Source organism: Bradyrhizobium sp. (genome assembly GCF_035484855.1).
GTDB lineage: Bacteria > Pseudomonadota > Alphaproteobacteria > Rhizobiales > Xanthobacteraceae > Bradyrhizobium.
Window position 1 is genome coordinate 1 of record NZ_DATHOP010000018.1, and the last position, 22,030, is coordinate 22,030.

Annotated in this window: 19 protein-coding genes and 1 pseudogene; 9 read left to right on the top strand and 11 right to left on the bottom strand. The window is 63.1% G+C overall.

Annotation, left to right across the window (positions count from 1 at the left end):
- Positions 1-141 (top strand): annotated as a pseudogene (locus tag VK804_RS01295) (IS481 family transposase); the annotation flags it as partial.
- Between the two features lie 102 nt (positions 142-243).
- On the opposite strand, the gene VK804_RS01300 reads toward VK804_RS01295, so the two are convergent.
- The 4 genes from VK804_RS01300 to VK804_RS01315 all read right to left on the bottom strand — a co-directional run bounded on the left by VK804_RS01300 (position 244) and on the right by VK804_RS01315 (position 2,907).
- On the bottom strand, positions 244-492 hold the full coding sequence (locus VK804_RS01300) for a hypothetical protein (protein WP_325366977.1): 249 nt from the start codon (positions 490-492) through the stop codon (positions 244-246).
- A 183-nt stretch (positions 493-675) separates the two neighbouring features.
- Entirely contained in the window at positions 676-1,068 is a 393-nt protein-coding gene (locus tag VK804_RS01305) for a response regulator (RefSeq protein ID WP_325366979.1), read from the bottom strand.
- 237 nt (positions 1,069-1,305) lie between these two features.
- The gene (locus VK804_RS01310; RefSeq protein WP_325366981.1) at positions 1,306-2,022 is read right to left on the bottom strand and encodes a Crp/Fnr family transcriptional regulator; all 717 of its coding nucleotides are present in this window, start codon (positions 2,020-2,022) and stop codon (positions 1,306-1,308) included.
- A 174-nt stretch (positions 2,023-2,196) separates the two neighbouring features.
- A complete protein-coding gene (locus VK804_RS01315) occupies positions 2,197-2,907 on the bottom strand; it encodes a Crp/Fnr family transcriptional regulator (RefSeq protein WP_325366983.1) in 711 nt (236 codons plus the stop codon).
- A gap of 277 nt (positions 2,908-3,184) precedes the next feature.
- Between VK804_RS01315 and VK804_RS01320 the strand changes: the two genes are divergently transcribed.
- The 3 genes from VK804_RS01320 to VK804_RS01330 all read left to right on the top strand — a co-directional run bounded on the left by VK804_RS01320 (position 3,185) and on the right by VK804_RS01330 (position 4,528).
- Positions 3,185-3,394 carry a hypothetical protein gene (locus VK804_RS01320; protein ID WP_325366985.1) on the top strand — a complete coding sequence of 70 codons (210 nt, stop codon included), beginning with the start codon at positions 3,185-3,187 and terminating at the stop codon, positions 3,392-3,394.
- Entirely contained in the window at positions 3,372-3,788 is a 417-nt protein-coding gene (locus tag VK804_RS01325) for a response regulator (protein WP_325366987.1), read from the top strand. Before VK804_RS01320 ends, VK804_RS01325 begins: the two co-directional genes overlap by 23 nt.
- A 413-nt stretch (positions 3,789-4,201) precedes the next feature.
- The gene (locus VK804_RS01330; RefSeq protein WP_325366989.1) at positions 4,202-4,528 is read left to right on the top strand and encodes a PilZ domain-containing protein; all 327 of its coding nucleotides are present in this window, start codon (positions 4,202-4,204) and stop codon (positions 4,526-4,528) included.
- 51 nt (positions 4,529-4,579) lie between these two features.
- Here VK804_RS01330 and VK804_RS01335 read toward each other — a convergent pair whose 3' ends face one another.
- Positions 4,580-4,936: a hypothetical protein gene (locus VK804_RS01335; protein WP_325366991.1), complete on the bottom strand. Its 357-nt coding sequence runs from the start codon at positions 4,934-4,936 to the stop codon at positions 4,580-4,582.
- Positions 4,937-5,085: 149 nt separating this feature from the next.
- Here VK804_RS01335 and VK804_RS01340 point away from each other — a divergent pair, with 149 nt between their 5' ends.
- On the top strand, positions 5,086-5,721 hold the full coding sequence (locus tag VK804_RS01340) for a response regulator transcription factor (RefSeq protein WP_325366993.1): 636 nt from the start codon (positions 5,086-5,088) through the stop codon (positions 5,719-5,721).
- 126 nt (positions 5,722-5,847) lie between these two features.
- Here the strand turns inward: VK804_RS01340 and VK804_RS01345 are convergent, their stop codons facing one another.
- Positions 5,848-9,354, bottom strand: a complete 3,507-nt coding sequence (locus VK804_RS01345) for a PAS domain S-box protein (protein WP_325366995.1) — start codon at positions 9,352-9,354, stop codon at positions 5,848-5,850.
- 68 nt (positions 9,355-9,422) lie between these two features.
- On the bottom strand, positions 9,423-9,857 hold the full coding sequence (locus tag VK804_RS01350) for a response regulator (RefSeq protein ID WP_325366997.1): 435 nt from the start codon (positions 9,855-9,857) through the stop codon (positions 9,423-9,425).
- Positions 9,858-10,196: 339 nt separating this feature from the next.
- On the opposite strand from VK804_RS01350, the gene araD reads away from it, so the two are divergent.
- Positions 10,197-11,933 carry an L-arabinonate dehydratase gene (araD, locus tag VK804_RS01355; RefSeq protein ID WP_325366999.1) on the top strand — a complete coding sequence of 579 codons (1,737 nt, stop codon included), beginning with the start codon at positions 10,197-10,199 and terminating at the stop codon, positions 11,931-11,933.
- Between the two features lie 120 nt (positions 11,934-12,053).
- On the top strand, positions 12,054-12,773 hold the full coding sequence (locus tag VK804_RS01360; RefSeq protein ID WP_325367001.1) for a ribonuclease activity regulator RraA: 720 nt from the start codon (positions 12,054-12,056) through the stop codon (positions 12,771-12,773).
- A 162-nt stretch (positions 12,774-12,935) separates the two neighbouring features.
- Here the strand turns inward: VK804_RS01360 and VK804_RS01365 are convergent, their stop codons facing one another.
- Positions 12,936-15,053 carry a S9 family peptidase gene (locus tag VK804_RS01365; RefSeq protein ID WP_325367003.1) on the bottom strand — a complete coding sequence of 706 codons (2,118 nt, stop codon included), beginning with the start codon at positions 15,051-15,053 and terminating at the stop codon, positions 12,936-12,938.
- Between the two features lie 323 nt (positions 15,054-15,376).
- Here VK804_RS01365 and VK804_RS01370 point away from each other — a divergent pair, with 323 nt between their 5' ends.
- Both VK804_RS01370 and VK804_RS01375 read left to right on the top strand, forming a co-directional pair.
- Entirely contained in the window at positions 15,377-16,861 is a 1,485-nt protein-coding gene (locus VK804_RS01370; RefSeq protein ID WP_325367005.1) for an MBOAT family protein, read from the top strand.
- A complete protein-coding gene (locus VK804_RS01375; RefSeq protein WP_325367007.1) occupies positions 16,861-17,973 on the top strand; it encodes a hypothetical protein in 1,113 nt (370 codons plus the stop codon). Before VK804_RS01370 ends, VK804_RS01375 begins: the two co-directional genes overlap by 1 nt.
- A 219-nt stretch (positions 17,974-18,192) precedes the next feature.
- Here VK804_RS01375 and VK804_RS01380 read toward each other — a convergent pair whose 3' ends face one another.
- The 3 genes from VK804_RS01380 to VK804_RS01390 form a co-directional block, all read right to left on the bottom strand.
- On the bottom strand, positions 18,193-19,911 hold the full coding sequence (locus VK804_RS01380; protein ID WP_325367009.1) for an iron ABC transporter permease: 1,719 nt from the start codon (positions 19,909-19,911) through the stop codon (positions 18,193-18,195).
- 124 nt (positions 19,912-20,035) lie between these two features.
- On the bottom strand, positions 20,036-21,097 hold the full coding sequence (locus tag VK804_RS01385; protein WP_325367011.1) for an ABC transporter substrate-binding protein: 1,062 nt from the start codon (positions 21,095-21,097) through the stop codon (positions 20,036-20,038).
- Between the two features lie 22 nt (positions 21,098-21,119).
- Positions 21,120-22,030 (bottom strand): ABC transporter ATP-binding protein (locus tag VK804_RS01390; RefSeq protein ID WP_325367013.1); only part of this gene is annotated, 911 nt, incomplete at its 5' end.

Genomic DNA, 22,030 nt, shown 5'->3' on the forward strand with positions numbered 1-22,030 from the left:
ACGTCAGATCGGCGCGCAGAAGAATTGCCGATCTGGCTACATCAATACAACTGGCATCGGCCCCACGGTGGGATAAGATCTCAAACGCCCATCAGCAGACTCGGTCTAACCGAGGACAACCTCCTGAGGCTCCACATCTAGAGCATTGATTTAACCAGATTTCCTGGCGTCGGCGATGCGTTTCAGTCGTTTTTCGCCCAGGGATCGATGCGTGAGGCCGGCAACGCCCGGCGCCGCATCCGCTCAGTAAAAGTCTTCCAGGAACGCGCGAACCTGTGGTCTCGATCGCGCGATCTCGGCGGCAACCTTGGGCGCGCTCGGGACGATCGTGATGGTCCAGCGCTGCGGAACACTCGACTTCCATTGCAGCACCGAGCGAACGTGACCCGTCACCGTCGACCCGGCGGAACGCACGGTCGCGGTTCGGCCGTTGAATTGCGCGATACGAAAGCGACGGACTTCCTTCTGGTCGGTCGTTTCGAAGGTAAACATGAAGCTCTCCTTTGCTCATGTTACTATCGCGGTTTATTGTTAGCCGGACGTGAAAATATTCAACCGTAGAAGTACTGCCGGAATCCTCCCGGGTGCCGCGTCGTGAGGTTGCGCCGTAGCCGCGAGCGATCGCGCCGTTTCGGACTGGAAGCGGCAGCGTCGGAATTTTCGGCCGACGACGATTTACCCAACCGATCCCGGAAATACCGCTTCCATCTTGGTCTTCAGCGTCGCGGCGTTGAACGGCTTGACGATGTAGTTGCTGACGCCGGCCTTCTTTGCGGCGATGACGTTTTCGGTCTTCGATTCCGCGGTGATCATGATGAAGGGGGTTTGCGAAAGTTCGGGGCTGGCGCGGACTTCGCGGAGCAGATCGTATCCGGTCATCGGCTCCATGTTCCAGTCGGAAATCACCAGGCCGTATTTCTTGCCCTGCATCTTGGCGAGCGCGGCCGAACCGTCGCTGGCATCGTCGACGTTCTCGAAGCCGATCTGCTTGAGCAGGTTGCGGATGATACGGATCATGGTGTTGTAGTCATCGACTACCAGGATCGGCATCGACAAATCGAAAGCCATGTCTTTCTCCGCGTTCACGTTGCCGAACACGGGCGGGACATTCATGGCGTGCGAAGTCTACTCGACGCGTTCCGAACATGCGCTCGTCAGCATCGTGACGATTATCAGGGCGCATTGAACAGCGCGTTAATTCCCGGCCGAAAAACCGGGCGAAGCCGCGCCGGCAGGCAGTAGTTATACGGTGAGAGGTTGCAACGCAGCGGCGATCTGTCCTGAACGATCATGCGCGCCGCGCGCTCACGACAGGCAGCGCGGCCGCAGCAACCTGTCGCATTGCGCCTTGACGGTTGCGTAGCATTCGCACGCGGTCTTGCCGAGGCCGTCGAGATTGGTGATCTCGATATGCCCGCGGCTGTAGTGGATGACATCGGCCTGCTGCAGCGTGTTGGCCACCAGCGATACGCTATTGCGCCGCGCGCCGATCATCTGCGCCATCGATTCCTGCGTCAAAACCAGCTTGCCGCCGCCGGAAAGATCGTGCGTCTGCAACAGGCATCGCGCCAGCCGGGATTCCACCGTGTGGGAGGCGTTGCATCCGGCGGTCTGCTGGACCTGCGCATAGACCGCAAGCCCGTGCCGAACCAGCGCCGTTCGAAATGTCGGGCTCTGGTCGGCCGCGGCGCGAAGCTGATCGAGGTCGAGCGTGGAGGCAATGCCGGGCACCAGCACCACCGCGCTGTTCAGCGCGGTCGAATCGCCCAGCGCGGAGAACGAACCGAACACGCTGTCGGAGCCGATCATGGCGATCTGAACGTGTTCTCCCTTTGCGAGCTTTATGACGAGGGAGATCACGCCCCGGTGCGGCAGGTAGGCGCGCCTGAGCGGTTCTCCCACTTCGACCAGGATGTTTTCCGAAACCAGATCGACGGTTCGCAAATGCGGGCGAATCAACTCGAAATCATCCGCGGCGAGCGCTGCCAAAAATCCGTTGGGAGAACGAGGAACTGAGTCCAAACGAACCTCCTTCCTCAAGGAAGTACAACCGGTCTCCGGTGCCGCCCGACGGCTATGCACGGTAGCAGACGTAGAGGATGAGCCGTACAGGCATCGTTGGCAAGAAAAAATGGCAATCCTGCCGCCTGGTTCTTGCCGATATGCGCGCTATCGTGCAGATGAGTCGCAGGCGGGTCAAAGCGGCACGTTCAGCAGTCGCCGATGGTGCGCGTTGACGGCGTCATAGCACTCGCAAGCCGTCGCTCTCAAACCGTCCGCGTCGACAATATCGATGTGCCCGCGGCTGTAGCTGATGATGCCGGCCTGCTGCAGTGCGTGAGCGACAATCGAGATCGCGTTGCGCTGCACGCCGATCATCTGGGCGAGAAACTCCTGGGTCAGCGGCAAGGGCTTGCCGTCGGACAGATCGCGCGCCCGGAGCAGCCAGCGCGCCAGCCGCGCTTCGACCGAGTGCGATGCGTTGCACGCGGCGGATTGCTGGGCCAGCGCGAACAGCGCCTGTTCGTGTCGCGCCAGCGCCGTTCGAAAGGCGACGCTTCGATCGGCGAGCGCGCGAAAATCCGCGACGTCGAGGATTGCCGCGGTGCCCGGCAGGACGACGACCGCCGACGTCAATGAGATGCCGCCACCCAGCGCGGCCGAGGCGCCGAACACGCTGTCGTGGCCCACCGTTGCCACCTCAACCGATTGCCCTTCCGAAAGGTGAACCATCATCGAGATCGCCCCGCTCTGCGGCAGATAGACGTGCGTCAGCGGGTTGCCGGCCTCGACCAGCACGGCTTCCTTGACCAGTTCGACCAATTCGAGACGCGGGCGCAACGCCTCAAGCTCTGCCGTGGGCAGTGCTTGCAACAGACGATTGGGTGAAGGCTGGATCAAAGGCATCAGCTCTCCTGCCGCAAAGGCGGGAGCTCAATCTCTCGTCACCTGCATCGTGGCTCATCCGAGTGAAAGATAGCTCGTCCATTCCATTGCGCAAGGCGCCAGTTGCATAACAGCCATCATACACGTTCGGGATGACTCTTATTCACGATGAAGGGCAGACAGACCGGCCCATTTACGGCGGAAATAAGAATGGCGCGCTGATTCGCGGCGACGAAAATCGCAATGCAATCAAATACGGGATCGCCGGGCGCGTAAGACCACGGCAGGAGAAGCCGTAATGCGCCGCATTTTGGTTGTGGGTGACGATCCGCATATCTGCCTCGCCATTCGCGCTTGGCTCAAGCGGTATGGTTTTAGGGTCTCGATCGCCGATGGTGGCGTCAACGGTCTCGCCGCGCTGGACAATGCGGCGTTCGGGGGTTGCCGGACTGTCGAAACCAAGCGTTCAGCCTCGGGGGGACCACATGTCGCGCGTTCTCGTCGTTGACGACGATCCGATGGTTTGCATGGCCATCCAAATCTATCTCGAACGGCACTATTTCCAGGTGACGATCGCCGATGGCGGAGAAGCCGGGCTTCGGGCGCTCGAAGGCACGCCCTTCGATCTGATGATCGTCGATATCTTCATGCCGCATATGCGCGGCTTCGAATCGATCAGGATCTTTCACGAGCGTGCGCCGACCATTCCGCTGATCGCGATGTCCGGCTACGCATTTGCGAATCTTGATTCGCCGGCACCCGATTTCCTCAGGATGGCCCTTGAACTCGGCGCATCGCGCTGTCTGCGCAAGCCGTTCACCCCGGTCGCACTGCTGACGGTGATCAACGAATGCCTGTCGGAGGCACAATCGCGTTTTTCGGGCGTCGCTCGGCTCAGATGACATGCCCCGACCATTTTGAGGCCGAGTAACGAGTAAGACGACGACGGGAATTTCCGGACATGCTGGATGCCGTTCGCCTTTCGTCCAATACAGGAGGCCGAACGGTGCCGGTCCCCGCCAATTTGCTTCCGGGTAGTTCTACGGAGCTTTAATTTAACGAATGGGTAGCAGGGACAGCACAGGGTGGTGCATCGCCGACTGAAACGTTATCCGGGCGGACGCGCATTTGAGTTCGCTGCCGATCATCGTGCTGTCCTCGATGGTGTCGCCGGCGGCGGCGCGGCTGAGACGATGGTCGGTCTGACCGACGTCTTCAGGCCTATCCTGAACGGCGCGGCCTGTATCGGCCAAACGTCGGCCGCGCGGCGCCCGCGGCAGTGCCGAAGGTTGCGGCGATGGCGGAGTTTTGAGCGATGTCGGAAGCCGTCGGGGGAACCGAGCGCGTCACCTTCAGCCGTGGATACGGCGTCTGCATCATGGGCATTGACGGCACTTGGCGCCGCGATTGCCAGCTCAACGCGATATCGGACAATGACGCCATCCTGACCGTCGAGGGTTCGATTCAGGGCCTCAATCTCAAGGAATTCTTTCTGCTGCTGTCGTCGACCGGCCTGGCCTATCGCCGCTGCGAACTCGTACGCGTCAACGGCACCGAGATCGATGTCTCGTTCCTGAAGGGCAAGAACAAGAAAAAGCGCCCGGGCGCCGCGGCGGGCCAGGATTCCATGATCGGCACGTGAGCGGTCCACCGCGTCGCCCGCAGACCTGTGCGCGATCGCCAGAGCATGACCTCAGGCGCGACCGAACGAACCAGCCGCCCGGCGCGCGCGTTTCGCTGTCTTCCGGCCGCCCGGCGGCGGCGCGGCAGCGTCCTGCAACAGCTGAAGGGCAATGCCGAGACTGGCGTTACATGTGTCCAATGCCGCATTGGCCCGGATGTAGCGCGGCGTGATGTCGTCCAGCACGACCACATTGCCGGCGATTTCGTCGTTGCCGGGCAGAAGTTCACCGGCGATCGCCGTCTTGATCAGATTCAAGCTCGCCCGGACGTGCCCGATCAGGGATTCGAGATCGGAGACGATCGAGCGATAGCTGTCGTCACCGTCGCCGGGTTGGACCTTGCCGCCGTCGCCTGCGGTCTGCTGCATGGAAGCTCTCCTTCGGCGCCGTTTTTATGCCCCCGGTGCTACTTGTGCGTTAAGTCACCGTCCCGTACAAATACGGATCGGGGCGAGTCTTGCGATAGGTCAATATCGCGGGTTTGAATGTGCGTCATTCTGTCGATGGACGATGCCACATGACTGATGAACCGATTCCCCGCGGCGAGATCTTCGTGGTCGACGACGATCCTGCCGTTCGCGAAACCCTCTCGGTGGTGTTGTCCGCGGGAGGCTACCAGGTGATCTGCTTCGCCGACGGCTCGGCGTTGCTCGCGGTGGCGCGAAGCCGGACGCCGGCCTGCATCCTGCTCGACGTGCACATTCCCGGCAAATCCGGTCTCGATATACTGCGGGAGCTGCATGGCGAGGATTATCCCGCGCCGATCTTCATCATCTCCGGACAGGGCGATATCGCCATGGCGGTCTCCGCCATCAAGAACGGCGCGCTCGACTTCATCGAGAAACCGTTTCGGGGCAGCGAAATCGTGGCCCGGCTCGACGAGGCGATCGGCGCCTATGCGCGACGTCAGAAGCAGAACTCCGCATCGAACGTCGCCTCGCTGCATTTTCCCGGCCGCGAGCCGCTGACGCGGCGCGAACGCGAGGTTCTGGAGCAGTTTACCTCCGGCGCCTCCAACAAGGAGGCGGGCCGCCGGCTCGGCATCAGCCCGCGCACCATCGAGGATCATCGCGCCAACATCATGAAGAAGCTCGGCGCACGCAATGCCGCCGACCTGATCCGGATCGTGATGACCGCCGCGCGCGCGTCCTAGCCATCACTCCACTCGTCATGCCCGGGCTCGTCCCGGGCATCCAGGTCTTCGCTGAACTCGAGCAACAGCGACGTGGATGGCCGGGACAAGCCCGGCCATGACGGAGAAAATGAAGCTGCTGGAAATTTACCCCGCCAGTGCCCTGCGGATCATGGTGGCCATGTCCGACTTGCGATAGGGCTTGGCGAGCAGCATCACGCCGGAATCGAGCCGGCCGTGATGGATGATGGCATTCTCGGTGTAGCCCGAGGTGAACAGCACCTTCAGGTCCGGCTTGTGCTTTTCCAGATCGTTGGCGAGCTGGCGGCCGTTGGTGCCCGGCATGATGACGTCGGTGAACAGCAGGTCGAACGTGTGGCCGGCTTCGACCAGCGCCAGCGCATCGGCCGCGTTCGCCGCATCCAGCGTGACATAGCCCAGCGAATGCAGCTGCGTCAGCACATAATCGCGCACCAGTCTGTCGTCCTCGACGACGAGGATGGTTTCGCGGCCGCCTTCGAGGGCCGGCGCGCCGGGGGCGTCCGTGGCCGTCAGGGCTCCGGTGCCGGGCGGCAGATACATCTTGATCGTGGTGCCGTGGCCTTCCTCGCTGTAGATCTTGATGTGCCCCGCCGATTGCTTGACGAAACCATAGACCATGCTCAAGCCGAGGCCGGTGCCCTTGCCGGGACCCTTCGAGGTGAAGAACGGATCGAACACCCTGTCGAGGATGGCCGCCGGAATTCCGGTGCCGGTGTCGCTCACCGCGATCAGGGCGTAGCGGCCGGGGCGCACGTCGCCATGCAGGCTGGCGTAGTTTTCGTCGAGGAAGGCCGAGCCGGTTTCGAGGATCAGCTTGCCGCCGTTCGGCATCGCGTCGCGGGCGTTGAGCGAGAGATTGAGGATGGCGGTCGTGAGCTGATTGGGATCGACGGTGGCGAAGCAGACCTCGTCCTGGAAAACCGATTCGATCTCGATCTGCTCGCCCAGCGTCGGCCGCAGCAGCTTCGACGTGTCGATGATCAGCGTGTTGATGTCGGTCTCGCGCGGTTGCAGCGGCTGCTTGCGGGCAAAGGCGAGCAGGTGCTGGGTCAGATCGGCGCCGCGGGCCGCCGCCTCGTCGATCATCTTGGTGATGGCCGCAAGCTGCGGGTCCCTGGCAACCGCCTCGGCGACGATCTCGATGGTTCCGGTGATCACGGTGAGGATATTGTTGAAATCATGGGCGATGCCGCCGGTGAGCTGGCCGACGGCTTCCATCTTTTCAGCCTGCCGGATCCGGTCCTCGGCGGCGATCTTGTCGGTCAGATCGCGCAGGAATCCGTTGAACACCATCCCCTCGCGGCGCCGCAGCGCGGTGATGCTCAGTTCGGCCCTGAACTCCTTGCCGTCGCGCCGCAGCGCCATGATTTCACGGCGGCGTCCGATGACCTCACTTTGCCCGGACTTCATCAGGCGCCCGCGGGCCGCCCTGAGTTCTTCGCGGTCGACTTCGGCGACGATCAGTTCGAGGAATCTCTTGCCCAGCGCCTCCTCGCGGGTCCATCCGAAGATATTTTCCGCCTGCGAATTCCAGTTCAGGATGTTGCCGCGCTCGTCGATCTGGACGAAGGCGTCGAGCGCGGTATCGATGATGCCGCGCGCCATCTGTTCGCTCTCGCGCAAGGTTTCCTGCGCCAGCCTGCTTTCGGTCATGTCGCGGCCGACGAAGAAATGCCGCCGGACCGGCTCCGACCAGGTGCCCATCCACGACAGCGTCACGATCCGCCCGTTTTTGTGGACGTAGCTCGCATCGAAGTTTCGCGTCTGCTTTCCGCGCCGCGCCGCGCGCATTTGCTCCCTGGTATTGTCGAGATCATCGCCGTGGATGAAGTCGATCGCGCTGTGACCGACCATTTCCTCCGGCAAATATCCCAGCACGGCTTCCGAGCTCGGGCTCACCTGAACCAGAATTCCCTGCGGATCGGTGACCAGAATCAGGTCTTGGGAGGTATCGAAGATGCGGCGGCGCTCCTCGATCTGCTGGCGCAGCGCGTGCTGGGTTCGCCGGCTTTCCGTGATGTCGCGGGCGGTCTTCGAGGCGCCGATGATCGCCCCCGACGCGTTCTTGATCGGAGAGACGCTGAGTGAAACCTCGACCGGACGGCCGTCCTTGCGCAGGCGCTCGGTCTCGTATTGCTCGATGGTTTCGCCCCAGCCGATCCGGCGCATGATGTCGTGCACCTCCGCCATCCGCGGCGGCGGCACGATCAGTTCGATGTTGTTGCCGACCGCCTCGGCGGCGGTGTACCCGAACAGGCGCTCGGCGGCCGGATTCCACCCCGTGATGGTGCCGTCGAGCGACTTGGTGATGATGGCGTCGTTGGAGGATTCGACGGCGGCGCTGAACAGCCGTTCCCGCGCCGCGTAATGGTCGCGCGCGGCTTCGGTGCGGCGGTGTTCCTCGACCTCGCGTTGCAGCGCGTCGGTCTTGGCGTTGGCCTCGTCCAGCACCCGCGAAAACGCCCGCGCCAGCACCCCGGTCTCGCCGGCGGCATCGACCGGAATGGCGACGGAAGCGTCCTTGCCGATTCGTTCGACCGCCGCCGTCAACCGGCTGATCGGTCGGGTCAGGGAGCTGGCGATGAACACCGCCAGCGCGGCCGCGCTCAACACCGCGATCAATCCGACCAGCAGCGAACTGTTCTGGATCGCGGCCGCCGGCGCCATGAACACCGCATTCGGGATGGTTTCGATGACCCCGACCCATCGCTCGCCGGCCAGAATGGCGGGAGCGATCGCGGCTCCGCCGCGCCTGCCTGCCTGGTCCGGCACGATGGCCGCGACGCCCTCCATCGACCCTCGCGCTGCCACGAGCGAGGGAAAGTCGTGCGTCCAGTCGGTCGGCGCGCCCAGTTGCGAGCCGAACTCGCGGCTGCCATCGGGATTGACGAGATAGTCGCCCTGGCTGTCGACGACGTAGATGCTTTCGCCCGGCCGTACCGATGACCGGATGCGGCCGAACGCAGGCCGCATGTCGATATTGACGATGACGACGCCGTATGGCTTGCCGTCCGGCGCGAACATCGGCGCTGCGACCCGCAACACCGGTGCGTGAGGTGTCCCGACGACGCCGTTGTCGCCGGCCAGGTTGAGCGGCGAGACATAGACTTCGTTCGGCCGCAGCTTGATCGCTTCCTGGAAATAGGCGCGCTCGCCTTTTCGCTTCAGTTCGGCGTCGGGAACGACGCGCACCGCGCCGTTCGGGCCCGACCGGTCGACGCGGACGAGTTCGCGCCCACCGTCCTCGGCCCCGATGAAGCGGAACATCGAATAGGCCGGCTTGGCGCCGAGATCGGCGACCAGACGCGTCTCCAGGCGCTCGCGCCAGGCCGCTTCGGAGAGGTGATCGACCGGATCGATCCCGCCATTGAAATGCGCCAGCATCATGCCATGCGCGGCGGCGTGGGAGGGGAACGTCGAGACGTCGGACCGCGCGCCACGCACGTAGGATTGCAGATCCGCGGCGACCAGCCGCGAATGGGTCTCGATGCGATCGAGCACGCGCGGCAGCAGCGTCCGTTCCAGGCTGCGGTAGCTCAGCCATCCGACCGCGGTGACCGCGATCGCGACCAGCAGGATCATCGCGCCGGCTAATCGGGTTGCAAGCGTCATCGTCGGCTTTGCGTCGCTCTGGTTTCGATCTGACAGCGATCCGGACAGAACGGACGAGGTTCCCGTCATCACGGGCCGGAAGCGATGGTGCGCGCCGGCGCCGCCGACGATGATGAGCGCTTTACGGCGTCCAGACAACCCGTCACGGTGGCTAGCAGGGCGGCGGCCTTGAAGGGCTTTTGCAGGCTGCAGACGGCGCCAAGCTTGGTCGCCATGGTCAGGAAATCCGGACCCAGCGCCGGATCCCGATCGATCGGCCGGCCGGACATCACGATGATCGGGATCAGCGGCTGCTGCTGATGAATCAGCCGCATGGCCTCGAGCCCGTCCATTCCCGGCATGAAGATGTCGAGAAACAGCAGATCGAATTCGCCGGCCTCGAAGATCGCGAGCCCCTTGCGGCCGTCGCCGGCGACGACCACGCTGTGACCGGCCCGTTCCAGCAGCAGGCGGATCGTGGCCTGCACCGCGCTGTCATCGTCGACGACTAGGATTTTTGCCACGGCGCTCCTTCGCGCGATTGCAGTCGATGTTTGGTTGTGAATCCGTTGTCGCTATCGCGCAAGCGTTTCTTCGGCAACGTATTGGCGTTGTCGTAGAAAAATGCGCTTGTTCGATGCGCGCTTATGCACGCTAGGGGGCAGACGGCGATTTCGACGCCGCGCCGGCCGAATGATTCGTCGCCTCAGTGCGATGAAGATCACCTGGATGTCCGGCCGCGTTTCAAGGGTGGCAAACATCCCTCGATGCGACCCGGCCGGCGGGCGGTCGGAACAAAAAGCGGCTTGCCGAACATGCGCGGCCTGTGAGATGACCGTTGCCGGTCTCGAACAGGTGCACCAATGACAACGAGGAAAACTCCGGAAACGCTGCGCAGCGCGCGCTGGTTCGCGCCCGACGATCTCAGGGCCTTCGGCCATCGCTCGCGCGCCATGCAGATGGGCTATGCGCCGGAGGAGTGGAAGGGCCGCCCTGTGATTGCGATCCTCAACACCTGGTCGGACGCGCAACCCTGCCACATGCATTTCAAATCCCGCGTCGACGACGTCAAGCGCGGCATCCTGATGGCCGGCGGCTTTCCGATGGAATTGCCGGCGCTGTCGCTGTCGGAATCCTTCCTGAAGCCGACCACCATGCTGTACCGCAATTTGCTGGCGATGGACGCCGAGGAATTGCTGCGCGGCCACCCCGTCGACGGAGTGGTGCTGATGGGCGGCTGCGACAAGACCACCCCGGCGCTGCTGTTGGGCGCCACCAGCATGAACATCCCCGCGATCTATCTGCCCGCCGGCCCGATGCTGCGCGGCAACTGGAAGGGCAAGACGCTGGGCTCGGGGTCGGACGCCTGGAAATACTGGGACGAGCGGCGTGCGGGTAAAATCTCCGACAAGGATTGGGTCGACGTCGAGGCCGGCATTGCCCGCAGCTACGGCACCTGCATGACCATGGGCACGGCCTCGACCATGACCGCGATCGCCGAATCGATCGGCATGACGCTGCCCGGCGCGTCCTCGATTCCCGCGGCCGATGCCGGCCATATCCGCATGGCCAGCGAATGCGGCCGCCGCGTCGTCGAGATGGTGTGGGAGGATTTGACGCCGAAACGGATCCAGACCCGAAAAGCCTTCGAGAACGCGATTACGGTCGCGATGGCGATGGGCTGCTCGACCAACGCGATCATTCACCTGATCGCGCAGGCGCGCCGCGCCGGCCAAGACATCGGGCTCGACGATTTCGAGACGGCGAGCCGCAAGGTACCCGTCATCGCCAATGTCCGGCCGAGCGGCGACAAATATCTGATGGAGGATTTTTTCTACGCCGGTGGCTTGCCCGGCCTGATGAGCCGCATCAGGGATCATCTGCATCTCGACGTCATGACCGTGACCGGCAAGACGCTCGGCGAAAATATCGCGGACGCTGAAGTTTACAATGACGACGTGATCCGGGCCGTGGCGAATCCGATCTATGCCGAAGGCGCGCTCGCCGTGCTGAAGGGCAATCTCGCGCCCGACGGCTGCGTAATAAAACCTTCGGCCTGCGAGCCGCGTTTTTTGAAACATACCGGGCCGGCGCTGGTGTTCGACGATTACCCTGCGATGAAGAAGGCGATCGACGATCCCGATCTCGACGTTACCGCCGATCACGTGCTGATCCTGCGCAATGCGGGGCCGCAGGGCGGGCCGGGCATGCCGGAATGGGGCATGCTGCCGATCCCGACCAAGCTGGTCAAACAGGGCGTGCGCGACATGGTGCGGCTGTCGGATGCGCGGATGAGCGGCACCAGCTACGGCGCCTGCATCCTGCACGTCTCGCCGGAATCATTTGTCGGCGGGCCGCTGGCGCTGGTGCGGAACGGCGACAACATCACGCTCGACGTCGGCGCGCGCACCATCAATCTCGACGTGCCGGAGGCGGAGCTCGCAAAACGCCGCGCCGAATGGAAACAGCCGGAGACGCGCTTCGAACGCGGCTACGGCTGGATGTTCACAAAGCACATCCGGCAGGCCAACGAGGGCTGCGATTTCGATTTCCTGGAGACGTCGTTCGGCAAGCCGGTCGGCGAGCCGTCGATTTATTAGTTCACCCGTCGTTCCGGGGCGCGAAGCGAACCCGGAACCTCGAGATTCCCCGATGCGCAATTGCGCATCTGAGGTTCGATGCTTCGCATCGCCCCGGAATGACAAGGATAGAGAACACAAATGTCAAAACTTACCGACGCCACCCGCGCGAAACTCAAGGCCGTTTCCACCGCCACGGTCGCGACCGCCCTGTTCAAGCGCGGCTTTCGCATCCAGATGATCCAGGACGTGCATCCGCTGAGTGCGGATCAGCCCACGCTGGTCGGCGAGGCTTTTACCTTGCGCTACATGCCGGCGCGGGAAGATCTCAACAAGCTCGAGGTGTTTCGCGACCGTGCCCATCCGCAGCGCAAGGCCATTGAAGACTGCCCGCCCGGCGCGGTGCTGGTGATGGACAGCCGCAAGGACGCCCGCGCCGCGTCAGCCGGCGCGATCCTGGTGACGCGGCTGATGCAGCGTGGCGCAGCCGGAATCGTCACCGACGGCGGCTTTCGCGATTCCGCCGAAATCGCAAAAACAGGCTTTCCCGCCTACCACCATCGCCCCAGCGCGCCGACCAACCTGACGCTGCACCAGGCGATCGAGATCAACGTCCCGATCGGCTGCGGCGACGCGCCGGTGTTTCCCGGCGATATCATCCTCGGCGATAGCGACGGCGTGATCGTCATCCCCGCGCATCTCGCGGACGAGATCGCCAATGAAGCGTTCGAGATGACCGCGTTCGAGGATTTCGTCACCGAGGAAGTGCGCAAGGGCCGCGGCATCTTCGGGCTCTATCCGGCGACGGACGAGCAGACGCTGGTTGATTTCGCGGCGTGGCGGAAGAAGACGGGAAGATGAGTCTTCACCTCGCCCCGCTTGCGGGGAGAGGTCGAAATTCGCGAGGGCGAATTTCGGGTGAGGGGGACTCTCAGCGAGTCGAGCAGTTGAGAGAGCCCCTCACCCCAACCCTCTCCCCGCGAAGAGCGGGGCGAGGGGGCAGAGCGGCGCAAGCCGGGAGATTCACACCTCGCTCTTCTCCGCCATCCCCACCGCCCATAGCGCGAAAGCATAGGCGATCGCGACTTCGTCGAGCCGGTGGAAGCGGCCCGAGGCGCCGCCATGGCCGGCGCCCATGTTGGTGCGTAACAGCACCGGGCCGCCGCCCGTGATCGTCGCGCGCAGCCGCGCGATCCATTTGGCGGGCTCCCAATAGGTGACGCGCGGATCGGTCAGGCCGCCCATTGCCAGAATTGCGGGGTAATCTTTCGCCTCGACATTGTCATAGGGCGAGTACGATAAAATGGTGCGGAAATCCTTTTCGCTCTCGATCGGGTTGCCCCATTCCGGCCATTCCGGCGGCGTCAGCGGCAGCGTGTCGTCGAGCATGGTGTTGAGCACGTCGACGAACGGCACTTCGGCGACGATGCCGGCGAATAATTCGCCGTCGCGGTTGGCGACCGCCCCCATCAGCATGCCGCCGGCGCTGCCGCCATGGCCGACGATGCGCTTTTCACCGGTATATTTTGTCTCGATCAAGGCCCGCGCGCACGCGGCGAAATCCGCAAAGCTGTTGGTCTTCTTGTCGCGCTTGCCGTCGAGATACCAGCTCCAGCCCTTGTCGGTGCCGCCGCGGATATGCGCGATGGCATAGACAAAACCGCGGTCGACCAGCGACAGCCGATTGGTGTTGAAGGAGGCCGGCATCGCCATGCCGTAGGAGCCGTAGCCGTACAGCAACAGCGGCGCGGCGCCGTCGCGCACGAGATCTTTGCGATGCAGGATCGACACCGGCACCTCGGCGCCGTCGTATGAAGTGGCCATGATGCGGGTGGTGACGTAGTCGGCGGGGTTGTGACCCGAGGGAATCTCCTGCCGCTTGCGCAACACCCGTGTCCGCTTCGCCATGTCGTAGTCCCAGACTTCCGAGGGAGTCGTCATCGACGAATAGGAGAAGCGCAGGTTGGTGGTGTCGAACTCGTAGCCGCTCATGGTGTCGAGCGAATACGCCGCCTCGTCGAAGGCGATGGCGTGCTCCTCACCGGTTGCGAGATCGCGGATCACGATCGCAGGCAGCGCATTGGCGCGCTCCAGCCGCACCATGTGGCCTGCGTAAAGCTCCACATCGATGATATAGACGCCCTCGCGATGCGGGATCAGGTCGCGCCAGGTGGTGCGCGCCGGAAAGATCAGGGCGGCGACGACGATCTTGAAATCAATGGCGCCGTCGGCATTGGTGAGAATGAACAGCTTGTCACCGCGATCGGCGACCGAATACTGCACGCCCTTCTCGCGCGCCGCAATCAGGCGCGGCGGATAGTCGGGATTGGCAAGATCAATCAGGCGCTGCTCGGAGGTCTCGTGGTCGCCGCCCGCGATCACGCAGAAACGGCCGCTCGAGCTTTCATGCAGATGGGTGAACCAGCCGGAATCCTGCTCCTCATAAACAAGAATATCGTCGACCTGCTTTGTGCCGAGCCGATGTCGCCAGACCTGCATCGGGCGATGATTGTCGTCGAGCTTGACGTAAAAGAAGCTTTTGGCGTCCTTGCTCCACACCACGGCGCCGTCGGTCTCCTCCACGCGGTCGTCGAGGTCTTTCCCGGTGGCCCAGTCGCGCACGCGAATCGTAAAATATTCCGAGCCCTTGATATCGGCGCTCCAGGCCTCGAGCCTGTGGTCCGGCGAATGCCGGGCGCCGCCGAATCTGAAATAATCGCAGGTCGAGGCGATTGCATCGCCATCGAGCACGATCTCGACGTCGCCGCCATTGCGCGGCATGCGGCCGAATTGTTCGTGCTGGCCGCCCTCGCGGAACTTGCGCAAGTAGGCGTAATCGCCGTCCGGCGAGGGCACGCTGGAATCGTCTTCCTTGATCCGGCCGCGCATTTCCGCAACCAGCGTCTTCTGCAACGACGCGGTGTGGCCGAGCAGGCCCTCGGTGTAGCCGTTTTCGGCTTCGAGATAGAGGCGGATATCCGCATCGAGCACCGATGGATCGTGCAGCACCTCCTGCCAGTTGTCATCCTTGAGCCACGCATAATCGTCGGTGACGGTGATGCCGTGCCGGGTAAACGGATGCGGCCGCCGCGGCGCCACCGGCGGGATCGGGGAACTCTTTTGTCTTATGGCTCGGGTCACTTCGTCCTCATTTCCAGTGGGCAGGGCTACCGACCCCAGCCTATATCGGTTCGATTTTGTGGATTGCCACCACTGCACCAGCGCGACAGCCGTCATTGCGAGCCAACGGGTCGCGCGAACGCGCGCCCGAGGACAGGCTCCGCGAAACAATCCACAGCGCGGCAGGTGGAGAGATGGATTGCTTCGTCGCAAGTGCTCCTCGCAATGACGGCTCGACCGACGGCTTGTTGACCGGCGGCTTGTATGGTTAGGCTCATAATAACTCGTCATGCCCGGGCTTGTCCCGGGCATCCACGTCTTGCTTCGATGCGAGAAAGACGTGGATGGCCGGGACGAAGCCCGGCCATGACGAGAAGCAGAGACAAGGCCGGATGCTCTTCAATTCCTACCTGTTCATTTTCCTGTTCCTGCCGGTTACGCTGGCTGGCTATTTCATCTGCGGGCGGTTCGGTAACCTCGCCGCCGTGATCTGGCTGGCGCTGGCGTCGCTGGTGTTTTATTCCGCCAGCAACTGGCAGTTCGTCGCGCTGCTGCTGGGCTCGGTGGCGTTCAACTACTTCATCGGCTGGCTGCTGATCGCAAGGAAGCTGCCGCCCCGGCAGCGCTTCGCGGCGCTGACGGCAGGGGTCGCCGGCGATCTCCTGGTGCTCGGCATCTTCAAATATGCGGGCTTCCTCGCCGCCAATCTCGATGCGATCTTCAAGACCGGAATAACGCTCGACATCCTGCTGCCGGTCGGCATTTCCTTCTACACTTTTACCCAGATCGCGTTTCTGGTCGACGCCTATCGCGGCCAGGTCGCGCGCTACGCGCTGCCGCATTACGCGCTGTTCGTCACTTATTTCCCGCATTTGATCGCCGGCCCCATCCTGCACCACAAGGATATGGTCCCGCAATTCGAGCGGAGCGAGACCACGCGGCCGAACCCGCATCTGATCCTGTGCGGCCTGATGATCTTCGCGATCGGACTGTTCAAGAAGACCTGCCTTGCCGACGGCATCCAGCCGCTGGTCTCGCTCGCCTTCGGCTCCGGCACGCCGACCTTCGATCAGGCCTGGATCGGCGCGCTGGCCTATACGTTCCAGCTCTATTTCGATTTCTCCGGCTATTCCGACATGGCGATCGGCATCTCGCTGATGTTCGGCATCTTCCTGCCGCTCAATTTCAACTCGCCCTACAAGGCGCAAAGCATCATCGATTTCTGGCGGCGCTGGCACATGACGCTGTCGCAGTTCTTGCGTGACTATCTCTACATCCCGCTCGGCGGCAACCGCCGCGGCACCGTGCTGCGTTACGTCAACCTGATGATCACGATGGCACTCGGCGGGCTCTGGCACGGCGCCGCCTGGACGTTCGTCATCTGGGGCGTGCTGCATGGGCTGTATCTTTGCATCAACCACGCCTGGAATCATTTCGCCCCGCCGGTCGCGCCGCGCTTCGCACGCGTGGCGAATCTCGCCGCATTCATGCTGACCTTCCTGTCCGTCGTCGTCGCCTGGGTGTTCTTCCGCGCCAGTACGCTTTCGTCGGCGATCTACATCCTGTCGCGGATGGGCGATCCCAGCCATGTAGCCTTCGGCCGCGCCGAGGTGGTGCAGGGCGCCTTCGTCGCCTGCTATGCGGCGCTGGCCTTCCTTGCGCCGAATACGCAGACCATCATGGGCTACGATCACAAGGCGAGAACCGTCGGCGGGGCGGCCGGCGCATGGCCGGCGCGGCCGCTGTTTCTCTACGCTTCCGCAGCCGTGCTGGCGCTTGGGATTCTCGGAATCCAGCAGTACAGCGAATTCATTTACTTCAGGTTCTGATGAGCAGAGCGGCAAACAACATTGTTCGATTGCTCTGCACGAGCGTGCTCATCGTTGCTGCCGCCGCCGCGCTCAATTTCGTCGTCGATCCGCTGCAGCTGTTGCGGCCGGCGCGCTTTACTCCCGCGATGTATTCCGCCGACAGCCGGATGCAGGACGCCGGACTGATCCGCAGCCAGCCATTCGATACGGTGTTCATGGGCACCTCGCTTGCGATCCATTTCCGGCAGAGCGATATCGACCGGCTGCTCGGCGTGCGCTCGCTGAAACTTGCGATGACCGGCTCGGATTCGCGGGAGCAGAATATCGTGTTGGAAGCGGCGCTCGAGCGCCACCCGCGCCGGGTGATCTGGCAGGTCGACGACTGGATTTTTCGGGATGCCGCGGACAGTGGCCCCGACCTCTATCTGCCGTCCGACCTCTATCTGCGGAATGCCAGGGGCATCGCCGGCTATTTGCTCAGCGGCGCCATGGCGCGCGAATCGGCGCTGTTGCTGGCGCGCTCGATTCCCTCATTGCAGCCCGTGGCCGCGCGACTTGGCACCGGCGTGGTGTTCAAATTCCTGATTCCCGACGTCGACGACATCAATGCGCTGAAACCCGATTTCAAGGTGGCGGAGGCCTATAACGCGAACAAAGCGCTCGCCGCCTTCAGGGACATCACCGATCCGAAGCGCAGCCTCTATCTGGCCGAACGCTACAATTATGACGCGATGGTGCGGAATTTCGAACGCGACATGGTCGGGTTGATCGCGAAACATCCGGATGTGCAATTTGATATCTATTTGCCGCCCTATTCGATCCTGCAATGGGTAGCGATGCGCGACTACTCCCCCGCGACCTTGAAGATCGTCTACGATTTCACCGCCTATTTTGCCACGCGGCTGGCCCAGCTGCCGAATGTCAGGCTGTATGATTTCCGCAGCGTCAAGGAAGTCACCCACGATCTGAGCAACTACGGCGACGTGATCCATCATTCGCCGGCGGTCGACCTGAAAGTGCTGTCCTGGCTGGCTGCAAGGGATTTTCTAGTCGACCGCTCCGCGCCGACGGCGTCGCTGGATCGACTCAAGGCGCAGGTCGCAGCGTATCGGGTGGAGAAAGCTCCGTAGGGTGGGCAAAGGCGCATCTGCGCCGTGCCCACCATCCATCGGGACGGTTGCTTGAACGGTGGGCACGCTTCGCTTTGCCCACCCTACGGACTCCACAATGATCGTCATTGCGAGGAGCGCTTGCGACGAAGCAATCCATACCTGCCTCAGCATGGATTGCTTCGCGGAGCCTGTCATCGGGCGCGCGTTCGCGCGACCCGTTGGCTCGCAATGACGAGGCTAATTCCGCAGCCTCGCATCCGCATTCGTGCCGAACATCGGAATCTGGTTCACCGCGAGCACCACCGCGAAGGTGATCACCAGCATGGCGATGCCGAGCACCGAAATCGCGGCGAGGTCGCCGCTTTCGTTGAGGTCATAGATCAAGACCGAGATCACCTTGGTCTGCGAGGTGAACAAGACGATCGCGGCCGAAAGCTCGCGCATCACGCCGATGAAGATGAAGCACCAGGTTGCGATCACGCCGGTGCGCAATAACGGCGCGGTGATCTGGCGCAGCGACTGCAATCGCGTGGCGCCAAGGATGCGGCTGGCGTCTTCCAGTTCGGGATGGATGGTTGCGAACGCCGCCTGCAATTGCTGATAGGCCGACGGCAGGTTGATCGTCAGGAACGCGACGAAGAGAATCCACAGCGTGCCGTACAGCACGAAGGGCGGCCGCGTATAGCTGAGGAACAGCCCGACGCCGAGCACGATGCCGGGCACCGCGACAGGCGCCGTGGCGAGAAAGCCGAGCAGGCGATAGCCGACGATCGCCCGGCGGGTGGTGACATAGGCGATCACCAGCGCGAGGATGGTGCCGATGGTCGCGGTCGCGGTGCCCAGGATCACGGTGTTCTTCAGCGCCAGTTGCGTCGCCGACAATTCGGTGAACACGAACACGACATTCTTCAGCGTCATCGTCGCCGGCGTCACCAGCGTGGTCGCGTTCGGCGAGAACGCGGCGTTGAGCAGCGCCAGATAGGGCAGGAACACCGGATTGAGCAGCACCACCAAACAAAATGCCAGCGCCACCCAGCGCCATTGTTTCAGCTCGACGCGGCGCGGCGCGCCATATTTGCCGCCGACCACCGAATAGCCGCGGCGTCCGAGAATGAATTTCTGCGCCTGCAATAGCAGGATGGTGAGCAGCAGCAGCGGTACCGCGGCGGCGGCCGCCAGTTCGAGTTTCGGCGGATACTGGAACAGGCTCCAGATTTTTGTCGTCATGGTATGGAAGCCCGCGGGCAGCGCCAGGATCGCGGGCGAACCGAACAGTGTCATCGCCTGCAGGAACGCGATCAGGGCGCCCGCGACCAGCGCCGGCATCGCCAGCGGAATCGTGATCCGGCGCGCCGTGGTCCAGGCCTTGCCGCCGAGGATGGCAGAGGCGTCTTCCAGTTCGCCCGGCATGGTGTCGAGCGAATTCGCAACCAGTACGAACACGAAGGGGAAGGTGTAGCAGGAGATCACGAAGATGATCCCGGTCATCGAATAGATGTTGAACAAATGCTCGTCGGAATCCGCGCCCGTCACCAGCCGGAACAACTGGTTGAGCAGTCCGCTGTTCGGCGCCGCCAGCAATTCCCAGGCCACCGCGCCGAGAAACGGCGGCGTCACGAACGAGGCCGTGACCAGCGCGCGGATGAACTGCCGTGCCGGCATGTCGGTGCGCGACACCAGCCATCCCATTGGCGCTGCGACGGCGCAGCAGAGGATGGCGGAGGTGGTGGCGATGATCGCGGTGGTCAGCAGCGGATCGAGAAAATCCGGATTGGTGAACAGCGTGACGAAATTCATCAGCGTCACGTGCCTGGCCTTGTCGGTAAAGGCGTAGACCGCAAGCCACGACAGCGGCAGCGCGATCAACACGATCAGGCATGCCGCGAACAGCAACAGCACCGGCCTCGTCCAGTCGAACTTGCCGCGCGTGCCGTCGATGGTGGGAGTGAGGGTCATGCTACTTTCTGTTCGTCATTCCGGGGCGTGCGAAGCACGAACCCGGAATCTCGAGATTCCGGGTCTGGTCCTTCGGACCATCCCGGAATGACGGTGGAGAGAGTGATGCTACGCTGTTGCAAACCTACACCCGTAACAGCTTCGCATAGCGCGTCTTGATCTCTTCGGCCATTTTCTCCACACCGGCGGCATCTTCCTTCATCCGTTTGATATCGGAAATCTTGCGGCGTCCCGGCTTCGACTGCACTTGCGCATGCGCCGAATATTGCGCCGTGAAGTCGACGAAGAATTGCTGGGTTTCCCTTTTGTGCAGCCAGGCCTGGAACAGCCGCGCGGCATTGGGATGCGGCGCGGTATTGAAGATGCCGGTCGGACCCGAGACCGTCGGCGCGCCTTCGGTTGGATACACCGGCTCGACCGGCTGGCCGGCTTCCTTGAGCAGCACCACATTATATTCGTTGCCGTCGGCCATCACGGCGCGCTCGCCGAGCGCCAGCTTCTTCGGCGGATCGGTCGCCGACTGGACCTGCATGACGCGCTGCTTCGACAGCTTTTCATAATAGTCCCAGCCGAGCTCGCGCACGATCTGAAAGGTCGCGGTCATGATGGTGCCGCTATAGGCCGGATGGCCCTTCACCATCTTGCCGGCCCATTTCGGGTCGAGCAAATCCGCAAGGCTTTTTGGCGCGTCGTCGGGTTTCACCAGATTGGTATTGTAGCCGATCGACGACAGATAGATTCGCGACGTCGCCGACATGCCGTCCGGGTCGCGAAATTCGGGCAGAAAATGCTGGGCGATGTCCTCGCTCACAAACGGCGCCAGCCAGCCGTTCCTTTTCCAGCTGATGAAATGCGACGCGTCCGAGCTGTTGATCACATCACAAGCGTGGATGCCGGAGGCAAATTCCTGGTCGAGACGCTGGAACAGCCGCTCCGCGCCGGAACGCTCGATCTGCACGGCGATATCGGGATATTTCGCCTCGAAGGCCTTGCCGAGCTTCTCGCCGACCGGCAGATCCATCGCGGAATACAGGATCACCTTGCCTTCCTTGCGCGCGGCCTCGACCAGTTCGGGCGTGATCGCCACCGGCGGCGGCGCCTCGGCGCGCACGGGCGAGGCGAACACGGCGCCCAGCGCCAGCGCCGTCGAACCCTTCAGAAGGCCGCGTCTGGAAAGTCTTGTCATGCTCATCGCGTCCGTATTCCTTCTATCGGCTCAGCGCGCGGCAGCGCTCCGGCGGCAGCGTGAGCCAGACCTCGGCGCCCCTGGGAACGGCGTTCTCGGTCGATGTGACAATCCGCAAGGTGGTGCCATCAGCGGTCTCGACCATGTAGTCGCGGCTGGCGCCGAGGAACACCTGCCGCGTCACCGTGGCCTTGACCACATTCTCGGGGCTTGGCGGCGACCGCGTCGACAATTGGATGTCGTGCTGGCGGATCGCGACGACGGCGCGCTGGCCGGGATCGAGTTTTTCGCCGACCACCTGCAGGGTGGCGCCGGCGAAGCCGATGTGGTCGGCGTCGCGCGCGATGCCGTTGATCACATTGCTGGCGCCGATGAAGCGCGCGACGAATTCCGATTGCGGCCGGTCGTAGATCTCTTCCGGCGTGCCGAGCTGGTCGATCTTGCCGGCGTTCATGACCGCGATCAGGTCGGCGGTGGTCATCGCCTCGGACTGGTCGTGGGTGACATAGACCGTGGTGTAGCGGTATTCGTCGTGCAGGCGGCGGATCTCGAAACGCATCTCCTCGCGTAAGTTGGCGTCGAGATTGGACAAGGGCTCGTCGAGCAACAGCGTCTCCGGCTCGACGATCAAAGCCCGCGCCAGCGCCACGCGTTGCTGCTGGCCGCCGGACAATTCGCCGGGATAGCGCTGCGCCAGGATTTCGAGCTTGGTGGCCTTGAGGATCACGTCGAGCTTTTTCGCAATGGTCGCGCGGTCGATTTTGCGCAGGCGCAGGCCGTAGACGATGTTTTCCGTCACCGTCATGTGCGGCCACAGCGCGTAGCTCTGGAAGATCATCGACATCTTGCGCCGCTCGGGCGGCAGCGTGCGCGCCTTCGAGGAAACCAGCCGGTCGCCGACATGGATCTCGCCGTCGGAAGGCTCCAGGAACC

Excerpts from the sequence above, each read along its gene's own strand:
- VK804_RS01300 (WP_325366977.1), bottom strand. The coding sequence starts at position 492 with ATGTTTACCTTCGAAACGACCGACCAGAAGGAAGTCCGTCGCTTTCGT.
- VK804_RS01305 (WP_325366979.1), bottom strand. The coding sequence starts at position 1,068 with ATGGCTTTCGATTTGTCGATGCCGATCCTGGTAGTCGATGACTACAAC.
- VK804_RS01315 (WP_325366983.1), bottom strand. The coding sequence starts at position 2,907 with ATGCCTTTGATCCAGCCTTCACCCAATCGTCTGTTGCAAGCACTGCCC.
- VK804_RS01320 (WP_325366985.1), top strand. The coding sequence starts at position 3,185 with ATGCGCCGCATTTTGGTTGTGGGTGACGATCCGCATATCTGCCTCGCC.
- VK804_RS01325 (WP_325366987.1), top strand. The coding sequence starts at position 3,372 with ATGTCGCGCGTTCTCGTCGTTGACGACGATCCGATGGTTTGCATGGCC.
- VK804_RS01330 (WP_325366989.1), top strand. The coding sequence starts at position 4,202 with ATGTCGGAAGCCGTCGGGGGAACCGAGCGCGTCACCTTCAGCCGTGGA.
- VK804_RS01335 (WP_325366991.1), bottom strand. The coding sequence starts at position 4,936 with ATGCAGCAGACCGCAGGCGACGGCGGCAAGGTCCAACCCGGCGACGGT.
- VK804_RS01340 (WP_325366993.1), top strand. The coding sequence starts at position 5,086 with ATGACTGATGAACCGATTCCCCGCGGCGAGATCTTCGTGGTCGACGAC.
- VK804_RS01345 (WP_325366995.1), bottom strand. The coding sequence starts at position 9,354 with ATGACGCTTGCAACCCGATTAGCCGGCGCGATGATCCTGCTGGTCGCG.
- araD (WP_325366999.1), top strand. The coding sequence starts at position 10,197 with ATGACAACGAGGAAAACTCCGGAAACGCTGCGCAGCGCGCGCTGGTTC.
- VK804_RS01360 (WP_325367001.1), top strand. The coding sequence starts at position 12,054 with ATGTCAAAACTTACCGACGCCACCCGCGCGAAACTCAAGGCCGTTTCC.
- VK804_RS01370 (WP_325367005.1), top strand. The coding sequence starts at position 15,377 with ATGGCCGGGACGAAGCCCGGCCATGACGAGAAGCAGAGACAAGGCCGG.
- VK804_RS01375 (WP_325367007.1), top strand. The coding sequence starts at position 16,861 with ATGAGCAGAGCGGCAAACAACATTGTTCGATTGCTCTGCACGAGCGTG.
- VK804_RS01380 (WP_325367009.1), bottom strand. The coding sequence starts at position 19,911 with ATGACCCTCACTCCCACCATCGACGGCACGCGCGGCAAGTTCGACTGG.
- VK804_RS01385 (WP_325367011.1), bottom strand. The coding sequence starts at position 21,097 with ATGACAAGACTTTCCAGACGCGGCCTTCTGAAGGGTTCGACGGCGCTG.